Origin of the sequence: Thermomonospora cellulosilytica (genome assembly GCF_014138835.1) — a bacterium.
Classification (GTDB): Bacteria; Actinomycetota; Actinomycetes; order Streptosporangiales; family Streptosporangiaceae; genus Thermomonospora; species Thermomonospora amylolytica.
In genome coordinates, this window is the sequence record NZ_JACJII010000001.1 from 3,401,638 (window position 1) to 3,419,839 (window position 18,202).

12 protein-coding genes are annotated in these 18,202 nt (G+C 73.2%); 4 read left to right on the top strand and 8 right to left on the bottom strand.

Annotation, left to right across the window (positions count from 1 at the left end; all coding sequences use genetic code 11):
• Positions 1-36: 36 nt before the first annotated feature.
• Together HNR21_RS16165 and HNR21_RS16170 are read right to left on the bottom strand one after the other, a co-directional pair.
• Complete coding sequence (locus HNR21_RS16165) at positions 37-717, bottom strand: cytochrome b/b6 domain-containing protein (RefSeq protein WP_182705864.1); 681 nt, start codon at positions 715-717, stop codon at positions 37-39.
• Complete coding sequence (locus HNR21_RS16170; protein WP_220500184.1) at positions 704-1,408, bottom strand: molybdopterin-dependent oxidoreductase; 705 nt, start codon at positions 1,406-1,408, stop codon at positions 704-706. The genes HNR21_RS16165 and HNR21_RS16170 overlap by 14 nt, the downstream gene beginning before the upstream one ends.
• Positions 1,409-1,665: 257 nt before the next feature.
• Here HNR21_RS16170 and fxsA point away from each other — a divergent pair, with 257 nt between their 5' ends.
• The 3 genes from fxsA to HNR21_RS16185 are packed head-to-tail and all read left to right on the top strand — an operon-like array spanning position 1,666 to position 4,941.
• On the top strand, positions 1,666-1,887 hold the full coding sequence (fxsA, locus tag HNR21_RS16175) for an FxSxx-COOH cyclophane-containing RiPP peptide (protein ID WP_182705865.1): 222 nt from the start codon (positions 1,666-1,668) through the stop codon (positions 1,885-1,887).
• Complete coding sequence (locus HNR21_RS16180; RefSeq protein ID WP_312881056.1) at positions 1,871-3,106, top strand: FxsB family cyclophane-forming radical SAM/SPASM peptide maturase; 1,236 nt, start codon at positions 1,871-1,873, stop codon at positions 3,104-3,106. The genes fxsA and HNR21_RS16180 overlap by 17 nt, the downstream gene beginning before the upstream one ends.
• Positions 3,103-4,941 carry an HEXXH motif domain-containing protein gene (locus HNR21_RS16185; RefSeq protein ID WP_182705866.1) on the top strand — a complete coding sequence of 613 codons (1,839 nt, stop codon included), beginning with the start codon at positions 3,103-3,105 and terminating at the stop codon, positions 4,939-4,941. Before HNR21_RS16180 ends, HNR21_RS16185 begins: the two co-directional genes overlap by 4 nt.
• On the opposite strand, the gene fxsT (HNR21_RS16190) is transcribed toward HNR21_RS16185, so the two are convergent.
• The 5 genes from fxsT (HNR21_RS16190) to HNR21_RS16210 form a co-directional block, all read right to left on the bottom strand.
• Positions 4,872-9,008, bottom strand: coding sequence for an FxSxx-COOH system tetratricopeptide repeat protein (gene fxsT / locus HNR21_RS16190; RefSeq protein WP_182705867.1), 4,137 nt, complete (start codon positions 9,006-9,008; stop codon positions 4,872-4,874). The genes HNR21_RS16185 and fxsT (HNR21_RS16190) overlap by 70 nt on opposite strands.
• Positions 9,005-10,021 (bottom strand): AAA family ATPase, encoded by a 1,017-nt coding sequence (locus HNR21_RS16195; RefSeq protein ID WP_182705868.1) that lies wholly within the window; start codon positions 10,019-10,021, stop codon positions 9,005-9,007. The genes fxsT (HNR21_RS16190) and HNR21_RS16195 overlap by 4 nt, the downstream gene beginning before the upstream one ends.
• Before the next feature lie 11 nt (positions 10,022-10,032).
• The gene (locus HNR21_RS16200; RefSeq protein WP_182705869.1) at positions 10,033-11,514 is read right to left on the bottom strand and encodes a VMAP-C domain-containing protein; all 1,482 of its coding nucleotides are present in this window, start codon (positions 11,512-11,514) and stop codon (positions 10,033-10,035) included.
• Positions 11,515-11,619: 105 nt separating this feature from the next.
• The gene (locus tag HNR21_RS16205; protein ID WP_182705870.1) at positions 11,620-13,266 is read right to left on the bottom strand and encodes an MFS transporter; all 1,647 of its coding nucleotides are present in this window, start codon (positions 13,264-13,266) and stop codon (positions 11,620-11,622) included.
• A gap of 484 nt (positions 13,267-13,750) precedes the next feature.
• Positions 13,751-13,924, bottom strand: coding sequence for a hypothetical protein (locus tag HNR21_RS16210; protein ID WP_182705871.1), 174 nt, complete (start codon positions 13,922-13,924; stop codon positions 13,751-13,753).
• Positions 13,925-14,331: 407 nt separating this feature from the next.
• On the opposite strand from HNR21_RS16210, the gene fxsT (HNR21_RS16215) reads away from it, so the two are divergent.
• Positions 14,332-16,857, top strand: coding sequence for an FxSxx-COOH system tetratricopeptide repeat protein (gene fxsT, locus HNR21_RS16215; protein WP_312881057.1), 2,526 nt, complete (start codon positions 14,332-14,334; stop codon positions 16,855-16,857).
• On the opposite strand, the gene HNR21_RS16220 is transcribed toward fxsT (HNR21_RS16215), so the two are convergent.
• Positions 16,854-18,197, bottom strand: a complete 1,344-nt coding sequence (locus tag HNR21_RS16220; protein WP_182705873.1) for an HEXXH motif domain-containing protein — start codon at positions 18,195-18,197, stop codon at positions 16,854-16,856. The two genes, fxsT (HNR21_RS16215) and HNR21_RS16220, sit on opposite strands and share 4 nt — an antisense overlap.
• Positions 18,198-18,202 lie beyond the last annotated feature (5 nt).

Here is an 18,202-nt window from a genome sequence, read left to right on the forward strand (position 1 = left end):
GGCTCACCGCCCATTCCAGCGTTTTCGCAGGAAGTGTCAAGGGTCGAGCGAGTCTGGAAATCCAGACTTTACAGAACGTTCCGGGCGTGGATCCGAGTCCTTGACCATTTCGTCGAGCCATCCGGCGTGATGGCGGGCCGCCCAGCCGGAATCCACCCGGCCGTGCCACATCGCCCCCATCGCGCCCCGGTCGCGCAGCGCGTACCACAAATGCCCCACGACCACGACGAACAGCGCGACGGTCAGCCAGTCGTGCACGAACGTCGCCCCCGTGCGCCAATCCACCGGCCACGGATCCGGGAACGTCAGCATCGTCCCGGTGCCCAGCATCAGCAGGATCGCCCCGGCCGTGAACGCGGCGTTCAGCTTCTGCCCCGGATTGAACTTGCCGACCGGGACGACCGCGCGCCCGGAGACGACCGCCCGCCGGTCCGCGCGCCGCAGCCATTCCCAGTCCCGCGGCCCGAACCGGTCGAGCCGCCGCACGTCCTCGCGGAACGTCCGGGAGAACCAGCCCGCCAGCACCGGCACCGGCAAGGCGAAACCCGCCCAGATGTGCAGGGTCCGCAGCAGGCTCCGCCGCCCCACCAGCGTGGCCAGGTCCGGAACATAAAGGCAGGCCGCGGTGCCCAGGCACACCAGCATCAGCACCGCGGTCGCATGGTGCACCGCCCGCTGGCCCCCGGTGAACCGGGTGATCGTCTCAGGTCGGCTCATCGGTCCGCCCGTTCGACCGTCCCACCCACGCGTCGATGTCGTAGCCGCGGCGCTCCCAGTAGCCGGGGACCACCCTGTCGGCCACCTCGATCTCCCCGAGCCACTTCAGCGACTTGTACGCGTACATCGGCGCCACGTACAACCGCACCGGCCCGCCGTGGTCGTGGGTCACCGGCCCGCCGAGCATGCCCGTTGCGACCAGCACGTCACGCCGCCGCGCCTGTTCCATCGTCAGCGACTCGGTGTAGGCCCCGTCGAACGACCGGAACAACACCGCCCGCGCCCCGGCCCGCACCCCGACCGCGTCCAGCAGATCCGGCAATGCCACCCCCGCCCAGGCGACGTCTTCCACCCGCCACCCGGTGACACATTGAAAATCCCGCGTCATCTGCGTCTGCGGCAACGATTTCTGCAGTTCGGCGAAGGTGAACGTCCGGGGCCGATCCACCATCCCGCCGACCTTCAACCGGTAGTCCCGCGGGGTCCGCCGTTCGACCTCGTCCACCACCGAATAGAACCGGAAACCGCCGGCCCCCGGCAGCACCTGATCCAGCTCCCCGATCGGCGCCAGGGCGGTGTTCACCTTCTGCTGGGCGGCCGCCCCCACGGCCACCCCGGCGGCCCCCAGCCCCAGCATCCCCAGCACGATCCGCCGCCCCACCGGCGCTCCGCGCAAATCCTCGCTGCTCACCCGCCCATCGAACACCCGGACACGGCTCCGGGGACAGCGCGGGGACGGCGCCGTAAGAATTCCGTCACAACCGGCGCACGGCCTGCCGCCGCCGTGTTCTGGAGGGGCAAAGGTTGGTCCCGGGACTTCTGATTCGGAAGATAATCATGGTGCTCGTCTTTGTAGACTGTGCGCTCAGTGCGGCGGGCGAGGATGCCCGCCGATCGGGTCCCGGACGCGTGTCGTCGGCATGGCCGGGCACGAGGGGAGGGCGTTCGGTGGATGACGCGAACGGTGGGATCGAGTCGGTGCTGATCAACATCGGCGGGCTCTCGCTGCGCGAAGTCGCCGAGCTGGAGGAGACCGCGCTCGGCGAGGCCCTGGCCCGGCGGCTCGACGAGGCGGCGGCGTCCGGCCCCAAGGTCGCCAGGTTCGACTCCGTCATGTCCCCGGTCGGCGCCCAGGCCACCGCAAGCCCCAGCGGTGTCCGCGGAGCCTGAGGCCGCCGGTCCGTCCGTCGCGGCCGAATGGCCCGAGGCGGGGCTCGACGTCGCCCGCATGCTCGCGGGCGGTTGGCGGCCGACGCCCTTCCGGCAGTTCGTCCTGAAGGTGCACGGCCGGTGCAATCTGAGTTGCACGTACTGCTACATGTACCGGGGCGCGGACCAGAGCTGGCGCAGCCGTCCCGCGGCGATGCCGGCGCAGGTGCTGCGGCAGGCGGCGAGGCGGATCGCCCGGCACGCCGACGCCCACGGCCTCGACGACGTCCAGGTGGTGCTGCACGGCGGTGAGCCCCTGCTGGCCGGTCCGGACTTCCTGGACTTCGCCGCCGCGGAACTGCGCGCCGCCCATCCGGCGGACCGCCGGGTGGAACTCGGCGTCCAGACCAACGGGCTGCTGCTGGACGCGCCGATGCTGGACCTGCTGGCCCGGCACCGCATCGGCGTGTCGGTCAGCCTCGACGGCGACCGCGCCGGGCACGACCGGCACCGCCGGTACGCCAATGGACGCGGCAGCCACGCCGCGGTGGTGCGGGCCCTGCGCCTGCTGACCGACCGGCACCGCGCGCTGTACCGCGGGCTGTTGTGCACGATCGACCTGGCGAACGACCCGATCTCCACCTACGATGCGCTGCTGGAGACCGCCCCGCCCAGGATCGACCTCCTGCTGCCGCACGGGACCTGGTCGGTCCCGCCGCCGGGCCGAGGGCCGGACGCGGGCACGCCATACGCGGACTGGCTGATCGCCGTGTTCGACCGCTGGTACGGGGCGCGGCCCCGGGAGACCGGGATCCGGCTGTTCGAGGAGATCATCCATCTGCTGCTGGGCGGCCACAGCGGCAGCGAGAGCGTCGGGCTGTCCCCGGTCGCGGTCGTCGTGGTCGACACCGATGGAACGATGCAGCAGGTCGACACCCTGAAGACCGCCTTCCCCGGCGCGCCGGAGACCGGCCTGACCGTCGCCGAGCACGACTTCGACCTCGCGCTGCGGCACCCCGGCGTGGTCGCACGGCAGATCGGCCGGGCCGCACTGTGCGACCAGTGCATGGCGTGCCCGGTCCGGGACGTGTGCGGCGGCGGCTGCTACACCCACCGCCACCGCAGGGGCAGCGGCTACCGCAACCCGTCGGTCTACTGCGCCGACCTGAAGAAGCTCATCGCCCACGTGCACCGCCGGGTGCGCGCCGACGTGGAGCGGCTGGCCGGAGCGGCGCGATGACCGGGCGGCTGCACGTCCCGGTACGGGACTTCGAGACGCTGGCGGCCGGACGGGGGGACGCGGCCGCCGTCGAGATGCTGTGGAACGCCCAGCTCGGCAGGCAGACGCTGGGCCTGCTGGCGCTGGTGCGGTCCGAGCCGGCGCTGACGGCGGCGTTCGACCTGCTGGCCCGGGCGCAGGAGGCCGCCCCCGCCGAGGCCGCCGCGGTGCTGACCTATCCGCACGTCACCGCCTGGTCGGCGGCCTGCCTGCGGGAGCTGGCCGGTGGCGGCCGCCCGTTCGCCGCCGGGCATCTGCGGAACGTCGCCGTCGCCGCCGCGCTGCGGGCGGGCCTGGAGTTCACCGCCGAGGCCGCCGTGCACGACGGGGCGGTGTGCCTGCCGACGCTCGGCCGCGCGCAGGTCGCGCCTGCCGGGGCCGAGGGCACGGCAGTGGTCCGGTGCGGGCCCTCCGGCGCGGAGATCTCCACTGGGCGCCGCACCGTGGCCATCCCGCCCGACCCGCACGCCGACGCGCCGGGATGGGCGGGCCTGCGGATCCTGCGCTGCGTCCACGACGGCCGCGTCCTGCGGGTCCATCTCGACGACCTCGACCCCTTCCGCGACGGTCACCGGCTCGGAGCCGCCCCCAGGCTCACCGCCGAACAGGCGGCGGAATGGCGGCGGGTGCTGGCGGACGCCTGGTCGATCCTGGCCGGGCACCATCCCGAACGCGCCGATGCGATCGCGACCGGGCTGACCGCGCTCGTGCCGCTGACGCCCCGCAGCGGCAAGGCCCTCGGCGCGACCGCCGCGGAGGCCCTCGGGGCGGTGGCGCTCACCCCACCCGAGGACCCCCTGCTGCTCGCCGAGTCCCTGGTGCACGAGTTCCAGCACGTCAAACTGTCGGCGCTGCTGGAAGTGGTGCCGTTGACGACGGCCGGCCCCCGAGAGTGCTTCTACTCGCCGTGGCGCAGCGACCCCCGGCCGTTCGAGGGGCTGCTGCAGGGCGCGTACGCCTCCCTGGGCATCACCGACTTCTGGGGCGTGCAGCGGGAGGTCATGACCGGGAACGACGCCGGATACGCCGACCACGCGTTCGTGCTGTGGCGCGAGCAGACCCTGAACACCGTCGACTTCCTCGCGGGGTCGGGGCTCCTCACCGAGGCCGGCGAGCGGTTCGTCGCCGGGATGCGGTCGGCCCTGGCGGACCGCCCCGGCGCCCCGCTGAACCCGCTCGCCGGGATCCTCGCCCGCGACACGATCGACGACCACGTGCTGACCTGGCGGCTGCGCAACCTCCGGCCCGACCCGGCGCTGCTGGACCGACTCGCCGACGCGTGGCCCGCCGGAACCCCGGAACCCCTCGTCGACCGCCCGGCCCTGACCGCCGCCCCGCCCGGTGCGCACGGCGCCCGTGCCGAGCTGCGGAACCTGCTGCTGCGCGACCCGTCGGGCTTCGCCGCGCTCCGGCAGGAGGGCCCCGACGCGGCCCAGGTGCGCGGGGAGCCGGCCGAGGCCGTCGCGGGGTACCGCGCCCGCCTGAGGACCGGCCCGGCCGACCCGGACGCGTGGGCGGGGCTGGCCGTCGCCGCCCGGCGTCTCGGGGTGCCCGGCGCCGGTGCGCTCCTGGTCGTTCCCGAGGTGGTGGCCGGGGTGCACCGCCGGATCGCCGAGCGGACCGGGGTCCTCCCCGACCCGCTCGAGGTGGCGGCCTGGCTGGCCCCGGCCGCCGCGCGGGCACCGCACGACCGGACGGCCGGGTTCGCTCTGCCGGACATCGCCGTTCACAGCGGGATCGGCTCGATGTCGCACTCCAGCAGGCGGCCCTCCGCCGCGTCGGCCGCATCCGGGTGATCGGCGCCCAGCGCGGCGCGCAGCGCGGGCAGCGCCTCGGCCGGGTCGGCGTTCCGGCCGAGCGCCGCGCCGATGACCGCGTGGTTGTGCGCGGACGCCAGCGTGTAGGGATGGCGGGGCCCGTACCGGTCGCGGAACCGCCCGAGCGTTTCCCTCGAGCGCTCGTACGCCGCCTCCCGCCGGCCCGTGCGGTACAGGTCGTGCACGAGCCCCACCGAACAGCACAGCGTGTAGTAGTGGTCTGATCCCAGGGTCCGGTTCAACGCCCGCAGCGCCGTGTCGTCCTCGCGCTGCGCCTCCTCGTGACGGCCCAGCGCCCGCAGCGTGATGGCCAGGTTCGTGGCGCACGCGTGCACGAACGGATGGTCGAACCCCAGCAGCCGCCGGTACCTGTGGTGGGCCGCCTCGCACAGCCGCCGCCCCTTCTCGGCGTCCCCGGTGACCGCGCAGGCCACCGCCAGGCTGCGCTGGGCGGCCAGGGTGTCCGGATGATCCGGGCCGAACCGGCGCAGGTGCAGCCGCAGGGTCTCCTCCGCCAGTTCCCGCGCGCCATGGCGGTCGCCCAGCCTGCGCAGCGTGCCGACGTGGCTCGTCTCGGCGTGCAGCACGTAGGCGTGGTCGGGGCCGAGCGTCTCCCGCATCGTCTCCAGCGCGGTCCGCTGCAGCCCGGCGGCCTGCCGGTACAGGCCCAGCCCGTGCAGGTCCCGGGCGAGCTGGTTCATGGTCAGCAGCGTGCTGCGGTGCCGGTCGCCGAGCCGCCGGCGCAGCTGTCCCAGGGCTCCCTCGTCGATCTCGCGGGCCTGCTGGAACAGGCCCAGCAGCCGCAGGTCGATGCCCACGTTGTTGACGACCATCAGCGTCTGCGCGTGGTCCCTGCCGAACATGCGCACCATCCGCCGCATGGTGTCGCGGTCCAGCTCCAGCGCGGCGCGGAAATCGCCCCTGAGCCGCAGATCGGCCCCCACGCTGTTGGCGATCAGCATGGTGCTGATGTGGTCGGGCCCGTAGCGCTCGTGGGCGCGCCGGAACATCTGGCGGTTGAGCTCGGCGGCCTCGGCGACCTGGCCCAGCGCCCGCAGCACGTTGCCGAGCTCCCGCCCGGCCAGCAGCGTCGACTCGTCGTAGGGACCCAGGGTCCGCAGCCACCGTTCCTGCGCCAGCTCCCCGAGGACCCGGCAGCCCTCGAAGTCGCCCAGCAGGTAGAGGTAGCGCATCTGGTCGAGCGCGACCTGCCGGATCTGCGCGGTCGACCCGTCGATGATCCCGGCCGGAACGACGTGCGGGGCGATCTGCTCCCGGCGCGGCCAGGTGCTCTCGTCGTTGGGCGGTGCCTGCGGGGTCGCGGCGGCCAGGATCCGGTGCACCCGGTCGCGGACCCGTTCGGCCGAGCGGCCCGTCAGCCGGGTCTGCAGCATCGTCCGCACCAGCCGGTGCACCTGCAGGCTCCCGGCCGTCCGGTCGTACCGGCCCAGGGTGAGCCGGTCGATGTCGCGCATCGCCCGGGTCAGGCCGTCGGGGTCCTGCAGGATCGCCTTCAGCGGGGCCGGCAGCCGGGCCCGCGCCCCGGCGGCCAGCAGGTCGGCGGTCACCGGCTCGGGCCCGAAGAACGCCCACAGCTCCAGCAGCTGGCCCGCCGCCGGCGCCTCCTCCCGCAGCCGGTCGAACGCCATGCCCAGCGTGGCGGCCAGCTCGGGGGGATACTCCACCGGCAGCGTCCTGATCGGCTCGCGGGCCAGCCGCCGGTCCAGCAGCTCCAGGTACTCCCGCGCGGTCCGGCCGGTCTCGGCGTGCCAGGCCGCCGCCTGCTCCACCGCCAGCGGCAGGTCGCCCAGCCGGGCCGCCACCCGGTCGGCGTCCTGCGGGGGCAGCCGCGGCACCCGGCGGCGCAGCAGCGCCACGCTCTCGGGCCGCTGGAACACCCCCACCGGGGACACCAGGGTGCGGTCGGCCCACCGCTGGTCCCGGGAGGTCAGCAGGACGTGCCCGGACGGCAGCGAGGTCGTCAGCCGACCCTGCGCGAGCTCGGCCGGCAGCAGCGGAACGAGGTCGTCGGGGTCGGTGGCGTTGTCGTAGATGAGCAGCCAGCGTTCGCGGGGACGGCCCCGCCGCAGCTCCTGCAGCAGGTGCCGGACGGTCCGGTTGATGTCGTCGCTCAGCGGCATCCCCAGCCGCCGCGCCAGGTCCGCCAGCGACGACCGGGCCAGCGTGATCTGCTCGGCGGGGATCCACCACACCAGGTCGTAGTCGGCGGCGTACCGGTGGGCGTACTCCACGGCCAGCTGCGACTTGCCCACCCCGCCCAGGTCGTGGGGCGTCCGGGGGAGCAGCGCGGTGACCGCCTCGCCGAGCATCTCGCGCAGCGCCCGCAGCTGTTCGTCGCGCCCGGTGAAGTTGGGGTTGCGGGCGGGCAGTCCACCGCCCGATATGCGGGCGCTCCGCCCGACCTCGCGGACGGCGACGACGTCGCCCGGTTCGTCGTCGTCGAACGGATCGGGGACCGGGGAGAGGTCCGGGACCGTCGTGGCGAGCCGCTGCGCGATCTCGGCGTAGCGGCCGCCCAGCCGCGCCAGCACCGTGGTCGCCACCTGCGCGAACGCCCCGTCCAGCGGCACCCCGTCGGCGCCCCGGTGCAGGGCCCTCAGCAGTGCGGGGAAGTCCGGCGCCGACCCCCACCGGCCTCTGATCACCTCCCAGACCTCCCGCAGCACCCGCAGGGCCTCCCCGCGGTGCAGGCCGCTCAGCAGCACGTCGCGGACCCCGTCGTGGAACTCGTACACCACCTCGTCGGGATCGTCGGCCGGCCCGGCCTTGCGCAGCAGATCGCCGAGGAACACCTCGGCCAGGTGGGACGGCCTGGACTCGGGCAGCATCGCCTGCTGCACCAACCGCATCACCGGCAGCTGCAGGGGCGCGGCGGCCAGGTAACCGGCCAGCCGGTAGGCCAGGGGAGAGGCGGCGCCGCGGAACTCCAGGACCCGTTCCAGAGGGGTGCGGGCGTCGCCGCCGGGTTCCGGGGGGAGCTCGGCGGTCGGCCGGCCGGTGAACAGGGCCATGCCCCGGCATTCGCCTCCGGTGCCGACCAGCTCGGCCCAGGGGCGCAGCCAGTCGGCGTCCAGCTCCATCACCGGAACGGCGATTCCCGGAGGCGACTCGTCGCCGTCGCGACACCGCACGTCGAGGTCGCTGTTGGGCAGCCCCCGCCGAGCCGCCCGCAGCCGCACCGGATGGAAGGCGGCCCCGCAGCGCTCCCACAGCCGGTACGGCAGCGGCTGGACGATGGCGACCGGGCCGCACCGGCCCCATCGGGCGAGCAGACCGGCGACCCGGCCGTCCTGCCAGGCCCGGCCGATGCAGTCGCTGATCACCAGCACCACCCGCCGGTGCGTGGGGTCGATCAGCTCGCGCGGGCTGCGTTCCGTGCCGCGGCCCGCCGCGCCGCCCGGCCGCAACGTCAGCCGGTCGGCGTCGCCGTCGAACCGCCACATCCGCACGTCGCGGAACGCCGCCAGCCGTTCCAGCAGCACCTGCAGCTCGTCGACGGTGCGCCGCCACACCACCATGGAGGCGCTGTCGTCCACCACCAGCGCCAGGTCGAGCCGACGTTCGGTCACCGGCCGGGTCACCGGCTCCCAGATGCCGGTCTCGGCGATCCGCTGCGCGGTGGCCCGCTCGTCCAGCAGCCGCACCGTGCGGGACGGCTGGCCCACCCGCAGCGGTCGCAGCGCCCGGGCGATGTGCAGCGCCCGGGGGATCGCCGGCATCGCCGGGGCGCGGATCAGCTCGGCGTCCGGCGCGTGCGGCTCGGCGATCATCAGGCCCGCCCGGGGGCGGTGCGCCGATCCGGCGCCGGTCCGGGCCGGCGGCGTGGGCCCGGGATCCCCGGCGTCCGGCGGGGCGTCCGGCGGCACCGGCGTCCGGTCCGTCGGCCCGCCGGGATCCCCGGGCCGCTCGGCGGCCCCGGCCGGACCGGCGGGCAGCATCCGGGCCAGCCACAGCGCCTCGGCCAGTTCCTCGGCCGTCGGCGGGGGCTCGAGGTGGCGCAGCGCCTCGATCAGCCGGGCGATCATCCCGGCTCGGTGGCGTTCAGCGGGGCCAGGATCGACTCCAGCAGCGACCGCCGGGCCTCGCTCGGCGGCCGGGCCCCCGAGGTGGTCAGGTAGATCGCGTTCAGCAGCTGGTCGGTGGCCAGGTCGCCGCGGCGCCGCCGGCGGTCCAGGAACTCCCGGATGATCTCGTCGCGGTCCTCGCGGCCCTGGTCGCCCAGATGCGCCTCGACGATCTCGGCCAGCAGCTCGGGGTCGGGGGCCTCGATCGCCAGCCGGATGCAGCGGCGCAGGAAGGCCGGCGGGAACTCGCGCTCCCCGTTGCTGGTGATGATCACGATCGGGAACGCGGTGCAGCGGACCTGCCCCCGGGTGACCGGGACCCGGCCGTCCCCGTCGGCGGTCATCACCTCCACCGTGGCCTGGTCCTCCGGGAGCCGCTCCAGCTCGGGGATTCCGAACCCGCCCTCCTCGAAGACGTTCAGCAGGTCGTTGGGCAGGTCGATGTCGCTCTTGTCGAGCTCGTCGATCAGCAGCACCCGCGGCCGTTCCCAGGGCAGCAGCGCGGTGCCGAGCGGTCCCAGCCGGATGTAGCGCCCGATGTCGGGAATCTGGGCGGGGGCCTCCGGCGCGCCCGCCTGGCGCAGGCTCGTCTCGTGCAGCCGGCCGATGGCGTCGTACTTGTACAGGCCCTCCTCCAGGGTGGCGCGGCTGGTGATCGGCCACTCCAGCACCCGGCCCAGGCGCAGCTCGTAGGCGACGTTGTAGGCCAGCGTGGACTTGCCGGTCCCCGGCTTGCCGGTGACCAGCAGCGGCCGGCGCAGGTAGATGGCGGCGTTGACCATCTCCACGACGTTCGGCGCCGGCCGGTACGACACCGCCCGTTCCACCGCGCCCATCCGCGGGCCCTCCTGGTCGAACCGCCGCCACGGCGGAGGGTCGGGCAGCCGGCTGATCCCGTCGTGCGGTTCGCCGTTCCCCCGGTAGATCAGCCAGTCGTCGTGCGGCCCACCGGACGGGGGTCGGGTCGTCGCCATGCCACTTCTCCTCAGGCCGGTGCACCCAGCCGGCCCCGGGGTTCGGGGATCCGGTCGGCGTCGTCGAACAACAGCGTCAGGTGGAAGCCGAGATGGTCGTCGTCGGCGGCCCCGGTGGTCTGTTCCCGCAGTGCGCTGCGGCGCAGCGCCAGCACGGTCTCCGGCAGGTACATCGCCCCCTGGTCGACCAGCTCCTGGATCTCGGCGGCGAACCGGGCGGGGTCGCGCGGCGACCGGGGCCAGGCCACGATCGGCGTCCCCGCCTGGACCCCCGCCCACATCTCGTCCGCGCCCGCGGCGGCATCGGAACGCGGCGGGAAGGACAGCGCCACGCACAGCGCCGAGTCGTCCGACAGCAGCCGGTTGTAGAACGCCTCGCCGGTGACCTCCCCGGGCCGGGACACCAGGCACACCGCCACGTCGGCCGGATCGCCCACCAGCCGGGTCCACTTGCGACGCCAGTTGTGGTGCAGCGCGCGGTGCTCCAGCCGGTCCAGGCTGCGCACCACCACCGGATGCTCGATGCCGAGCCGGCGTTCCAGCCCGCCGATGGTGATGCGGATCTCGTCCAGCGGATAGTGCAGCAGGCGCCGCGGCAGGAAGAACTCCACCGTCAGGTCCACGGCGGCCCGGTTGACCACCTGGTGGTCCTCGGTCAGCAGCTCCTCCACCAGCCGGGGCAGGCCGGTGAGGGGCAGCGGATCCTCGTCGCAGCGCAGCATCGCCCCCGGCTCCCCCTCGTGCTGCAGCCACGCGGTGGGCCGGTAGCGGTCCGCCCGCAGGGCGTCCAGCTGGAACTTGATGACCAGGTACGCGCGGGAACGCTCGGACCGCCCTCGCCGGGCCGCGGGCGGCAGCGCCCTGGGAACGTCCTGCCGGTCCACTCCCAGCCGCTCGGCGACCTTCGCCGCCCAGGCCCGCAGCCGCCGGGCCGCGGGCTCTCCGGCCACGGCCGCCAGCTCCTCCACGAACGACAGCAGGGGAGGGATTCCGTTCTGGTCGGTGGTCAGGTCCTCCAGCTGGTCCAGCGCCTGGCGCACGTGGCCGCTCCCGCCCGGCAGCGCGGGCCCGACCGGTCCCACCGCACGCCGGTACAGGGCGTGCACGGCGGCCGAATCGACGCCGGTGATCCGCTCGGACAGCCCGGCGGTCAGCGTGTGCAGCCGCTCGCGCTCCTCCGCGAGCAGCAGCGGCTCCGGGAAGAACTCCCCGATCAGCTCGTTCAGCTCCTGCATCGGCACACTGCCCTGGTGGAAGACCTCGACGACCTCCGCCAGCCGGCGGACCGCCCCAGGGTAGGCAAGGCAGGTGTCGACCAAATGCCACACGTCGTACAAATCGCGCGGATGGCGGAGCACGGGCAGCGGATAGCCCAGCTTCTTCTCCAGCAGCCGGATGCAGTGGTCCCGGTCCTGCCGATCGCGCATGCAGTCCAGCCGGTAGAAGGCCTTGACCAGGCGCAACTGATCCTCTACCCCCAGTGATCGGACCACCGTGGCCGAGCCTCCTTTCCCGGAACGGGCGCACGGCGCGGCGGGCCGTCCGGGTGACGTGAATGCCTGGTCCTCCCCCTTGGCCCGTTATCGTACGCGCCGTCATTAAGGATCTAATGACTTGCGGGACATATCGGCCTCACCGCCATGGAATCGCAGTGTCGATTCGCTCTGATCAATCCGGTATGCATGCTTTTCCGGGTGTCCGTATACGCCTTTATGGCCGATTTGTGAGAAGGGCTCCGGCGCCGGACCGGACACCGTCACCGGATGCGCGCCGGGCTCATGCGGGGCGTCGACCCACTCGCTCGGCACTTCCACCGGCACGGCCGAGGTGTCCCTACGGTTCGGCGGGCCGTGCTCCGGCTCCCGGGGACCGCCATCCGGCCCGTGGCCGACGTCGTCCGCTGTCCCGCAGTCCGCCGGCCGCTCCTGCGGGTGGTCGGCGTCCTGTGGTCCGGAGCAGACGTCCGGGGACGCCTGCGGGGTGTGCGCCTGCACCAGAGAAAGGGGCTCCGGCCTGCGGGCGAATCGCTGGGCGTTGCTCCAGACGGCAACCGCGCAGGCGACCAGGGCGACCGCCATGGCGGACTTCCGGGTGTCCAGGTTGGAGACCACATAGCCGGCGATCATGGCGCCCAGGGGGACGGCGCCGCGGGTGACGAAGGAGTTGACGCTGGCGACCCTGGTCAGCAGCCGGCGGGGAACGACACGGGCCCGGTAGACGGCCAGGGCCACGTTGATGTGGGCGCCGATGTAGCTGATGCCGCCCCAGGCGGCCAGGCCCGCAAGCGGATGGTCGAACACCACCACGAACACGGTCAGCGCCGCCCAGCCGAGGACGCAGACCGGCACGATGCGGCTGGACTCGGGGCCGCTCATGGCACGGCGCACGACGCGGGGCGCGGCCATCGCGCCCAGCACGCCGCCGAGGCCGGAGGCGGTGAACAGCACCCCGATCATGGCGGCGGAGTCGATCCGGCGTTCGGCCTGCACGACGAGCAGCAGGAAGAGCGTCTGGAAGGCCACGTTGGTGATGGCGCAGACGATGAGGATCTGCCGCAGGAAGGAGTCGTTCCACAACCGGGAGAGGCCGTCGCGGAACTCCCGCCTCAGGGGGTCGCCGTCGTGAGGCGCGCATTCCTGCTCTCCGGTGCGCACGAAACGCAGGGTCACCAGGGAGATCAGGGCGCACACGGCGTTGGCGGCGAACGGCAGCAGCCGGCCCAGGTCGTACAGTAAGCCGCCCAGCGGCCGGCCGAGCAGCAGCGCCACATGGCTGCGCGCCTCGTTCCGGCCCATCGCATGCGGCAGTAACGCGTCGGGCACGACCTGCCGGATCGTCGGCACCTCGGCGACGTTGTAGAGCGCCGACAGCAGCCCGTCGAGGACCGCCGCCGCGATCAGCAAAAAGGGGTCGTGGGTCAGGCTCAGACCGATGACCAGGAGCAGCGCGACCAGCATCCGGGCGAACTGGCAGAACATCATCAGCCGCCGCCGGTCGACGCGGTCCACCAGCACTCCGGCCGGCAGATGCAGCAGCAGGCTGGGAAAGGTCGCCGCGGCGGTCACCCAGCCGGCGAACACCGGCGATCCGGTGAGCGCGAGCGCCAGCAGCGGATTGGCGATGGACGCGCTCATGGCGCCGAGCTGCGAAAAAGCCGATCCGCTCCACAACAGTGTGAAGGAACCGGGCAGACGCGGCGATGCGGGGTGCTCGCCGGAAAGTTCCTCGGCGTCGCGGTCGGCCACCTGCCCGCACTCTCCCTGACCGCCTGACCGCGATAGCGGGCCCATGGACGTTTCCGTATCCGGGACGGAGTGTCGCCTGGATGCGCACCGACCCGGTGGAACGCGTGACAAAACGGCCACATACGGTGATATGGGCAGGCCGTCGCTGATTTAGCGGTGCCACCGCGAACGCGGCCGGGACAGCGTGCTCAAAGGTAGCGGACTCCGGCCGGGATGATGTGGAATCTGTCCAATATTGAACGAATCCGATACGGCTCGAGGGTGGGCGGCGACGATCGCGTTGCCCTGCCCGCCGAGCGGCTGCGGGCCGCGATCCGACGGCGCCACGGCGCCGCCGGAGATCTCCGCCGGATCCGAGCGGTGGCATCACGGCGGCCGGGCACGGCGGGCTCGGCGGGCCCGCCGGCACCCCTGCGGGTCGGTGGCGGCCGACCGCATCGCCCGTACGTGCGGGACGGGCCTCGTGCGGTCCGCGGATCGGGGACTAGTCGGTCAGGCCGCTGTCGAAGGTGGCCCCGGTGTAATGAGCCGACGTGGTCAGAATGTCGCGCAGCACCTCCGTCAGCGTGGCCAGTTCCGGCAGTTGGTCGAGGTCGCCCAGGGACAGTTCGCGGGCGTCGGCCAGGATCGGGAGCGGTGTCGCCGCCGGGTTCGTCATTCTTCCTCCCCGGTTGGTGGCGGGACGGTGCGGATGATCCGCGCGGAGCCGGCCCGCCGGGACGTATGTCCGACTGGACATTCTGACAGAATTCCGGGGCACTGGCCATGGGGGCGTGATCGGTGATCCGGGTCCGGAGGATGATTTTCTCCGTACGCCGAGACGACGCGCCGACCTCCCGTGGCGCTGTGCGTTCACCGGTCATTCCGCCGCTGTTTCGGGTCGGTCAAAATCGTCGGCAAGGGAAAGCCGTATTGCATTGGCGGTCGGTTGTCCGGCGCCGTCCGGGCGGAACTGTAGCGCATGGCACGATCGCCGCCACTTCGTTATGGGACAGTCGGTTATCCGAGCTTACGATGCGGTGTAAGGGCCGGTCGTCCGGACGATCCGGAAATGCGGAGGTGGGCGTGACGGTGGAGCATTCGGCCGGGGTCGCGCGGCTGTCCGGCGGCATCCCCGAGGTCTGGGGGAAGATCCCACCGCGCAACAAGAACTTCACCGGGCGGGAAGAGTTGCTGCGGACCCTGCGGCGCGGCATCACCGGGCAGGTGACCGCGGTGGTCCCGCACGCCCTGCACGGTCTGGGCGGCGTCGGCAAGACCCAGATGGCGATCGAGTACGCCTGGCGCTACCGGTCCGACTACGACCTGGTCTGGTGGGTGCCGGCCGACCAGCCGATCCTGGTGCGGTCCAGCCTGGCGGCGCTGGCCCCGCGGCTGGGACTGCCGCCGGCCACCACCACCGGGACCGAGGAGGCCGCCAACGCGGTGCTGGACGCCCTGCGCCGGGGCGAGCCCTACGCGCGCTGGCTGCTGATCTTCGACAACGCCGACGAGCCGGGGGACATCACCGGCTTCGTCCCGCACGGTCCCGGGCACGTCCTGATCACCTCCCGCAACCACCGCTGGGAGGGCGTCGTCGACACCGTTCCGGTGGACGTGTTCTCCCGCGAGGAGAGCGTGCAGTTCCTGACCAAGCGGGTGCGGCGTTCGATCACCCCGGCCGACGCCGACCGGCTGGCCGAGGAACTGGGCGACCTGCCGCTGGCCCTGGAGCAGGCCGGCGCCCTGCAGGCGGAGACCGGCATGTCGGTCTCCGAATACCTGGACCTGCTCCGCGAGCGCACCAGCCAGCTGCTGGCCCAGGGCAAGCCCAGCGAGTACCCGGCGTCGATGACGGCCGCCTGGGCGCTGTCGGTCGCCAGCCTGACCGAGCGGATGCCCGAGGCGGTGGAACTGCTGCGGTGCTGTGCCTTCTTCAGCCCCGAACCCATCCCGCGCGACGTCTTCTCCCGGTCCCATCCGGCGCTGGGCCCCAGGCTCTCCACCCTGATCGAAGATCCGATCCGGCTGGCCCGGGCGATCGGGGAACTGGGCCGCTACGCCCTGGTCCGGATCGACCCCACCAGCCGCACCATCCAGGTGCACCGGCTGGTGCAGGCGCTGCTGCGCGACGAGCTGCCCGAGGAGGAACGGGCCCGCAAGCGGACCGAGGTCCACGCGCTGCTGGTCGCCTCCGCCCCCGAGGACCCCGAGAACGTCACCAACTGGGACCGGTACCAGCAGCTCGTCGGCCACATCGGACCGTCGGGGGTGCGCGAGAACCAGGACCCCAAGGTGCGCGAGTTCGCCCTGAACGTGGTGCGTTACCTGTATGCCTCCGGCGACTACTCCTCCGCCCGCATCATGGTCAACCAGTTGCTCGACCGGTGGACCGAGGACGAGGTGCAGGACGACACCAGCATCCTGAGCGCGCGCTGGCGCCTCGGCATCATCCTGCGGGCGCTGGGGGAGTACGGCGCCGCGTACGAGCTCAACAAGCAGGCCCTCGCCGACGCCCGGCACAAGAACGTGGACAGCGAGGTGACGGTCCGCCTCATCAACTCGCTGGGCGCCGACCTGCGCGCGCACGGCGACTTCCGTTACGCGCTGGACCACGACACCGACTCGCTCAAGCGCCACAGGGAGCTGTTCACCGACGGCCACCTGGAGACGATCCGGGCGATGAACAGCCTGGCGCTCGACCACGGTCTCAACAGCAGGTACCTCGAGGCGCGGGATCTGCACGAGGAGGTCTACCTCCGGCTGCAGGACCCCAAGGTCGGCGGTGCGGCCACCACCCTGAACGCGTGGACGGGCCTGGCCCGTGCCGTACGGCTGTGCGGCGACTACGCCGAGGCGTGCGACCTGGGAGAGGACGCCTACGCCTACGGCGTGGAGCAGCTGGGCCCGGACCACCCGTGGACGCTGCGCACGGGCAAGGACCTGTCCATCGCCTGGCGGCGCATCGGCGACTACGACAGGTCGATGGAGCTGGCCGAGGAGGTGCACGCCCGGCACGTGCGGCTGTTCGGCCTCAACCATCCCGACACCCTGGCCGCGGCGATCGCGCTCACCAACATCCAGCGGGCGGTGGGCATGCTGGACGCGGCGCTCGAACTCGCCGAGGACACAGCGCGGCGCTACCCCCGCGTCTACGGTGCCGAGCATCCGTTCAACCACGGCTGCCAGGGCAACTTGGCGGTGCTGCGGCGGGTCTGCGGAGCCTGCAAGGCCGCCCGGGAGATCAACGAGAAGGCCCTGGTGGGGCTGGAGAACAAGCTCGGGCGCGACCACCACTACTCGTTGACGGTCGCCAGCAACCTCGCCAGCGACCTGGCCGCGCTGGGCGAGGTCGAGGCGGCGTGTCGGCTGGGGCGCGGCACGCTCCGCAGGATCCGCGCGGTGCTCGGCGAGTCGCACCCGATGACGCTGGCCTGCGCCGCCAACCTGTCGGTCGACCTGCGGGACGCGGGCGAGATCGAGGAGTCCGGGCGGCTGTTCGAGGAGACCATGGACGCCTACGCCCGCACGCTCGGCCTGGAGCATCCGGACGCGGTGGTGGCGGCCGAACGCCGGCATCTGGACGCCGACTTCGACCCGCCGCCGATCTAGAGCCGGCCCTCCGCCGGGCTGGTGCCGATGACCGGCGGCTCTCCGTGCCGGCGGCGCCACCGGGCCAGATGGCGTTCGGCGTCCCGGCGCGCCCGGTCCAGGGCCGCCGGGGGCACCGGCTCGGTGAGCCAGGGACGCAGCGTGCCGCGCACCCGGGCCACGAACTCCTGGCCCGCGGCGGTGAGCCGGCCGCTGCCGGCGAGCGTGCGGGCGGCCAGTTCCGTCGCCCCCCGCCAACGGGCGAACTCGCTGTGCGCGTGCAGCGCCCGCTCCCCGGACTCCTCGTGGCGCTCCCGCCGCCAGAACGCCGCGAGGCCCAGGTGGGCGTACACGCCGTGCAACAGGCCGTGCACGGGACGCGGGTCCTCCCGCCACGGCGCGTAGTAGCGGCTGTCGTCATCGGGCCGGATCAGCGGGAGCACGTCCAGCAGCGCCGTCAGCTTGGTGTGCTGGACCTCGTGGGCCAGCGTGGCCGCGAGCCAGGTGGGATCGGGGGGCGTGGACAGCCCGACGGTCCCGAACGCGTGCGTCGGGGTGCCGCTGGTGTGCAGGCCCCGGGTCGCATGGAGCGGCGTCAGCGAGGTGACGCAGGCGGCGATCTCCTCCGCGGTCACCGGATGCCTGGTCGTCAGGATCCGCCAGGCCCCGCCGAGCATGTCGCGCCAGTGCTCCACCTCTTCGGGGCCGAGCCGCTCGCACAGGGGTTCGGCCCCGAACCATCGGTCGGGATCGATGTCGTCGAGCAGGACCTGGAAGCGGATCCCGGAGCTCTCCGCGTCGAGCCGCCGGAGGGACTCCCAGCCCTCGCCGTCCTTGTGAGGATCATCGGGAATCCGTACGGTCGTGTCCCCGGCGGTCACCACGGCGCCGTCGGGGCCCGACCGCACCAGCGCGCTCCGCCCGCGGACCAGCGCACGCCCCAGCGATGGCAGGACGACGGCACCGTCCCGTACCGGAACCTCCACCGTGCACCGGTGCCCGGCCTTGACTGCGGCGGCCGCGGCCAAGGCCGCCAGCCCGGCCCCAGGTCTCACCGCTTCCGTGGGGGAGACCTTCCCGGCCAACGAGCGCAGCGCCCGGAGCGACCAGATCCCCACCGACGGGTACAGCAGGACGCTGCGGGCCTCGGCCCTGTGCGTCTGCTCGATCTCCTTCAGCAGAGTGAGGGAGCGCTGTGCCTGTGCCGCCTCCGGATGACCGCTCTCGGCCGCGGCGGAGACCACGGCCGCCAGCGCCACCACGCGTTTGTTGGCCTGGCCCGTCGCCAGGCGGCCGACGGCCGGTGCGCCGCCTTGGCCGGCGGCGAGCAGGGACACGATCTCGTCGGGCAGGGAGCTCATGGGAG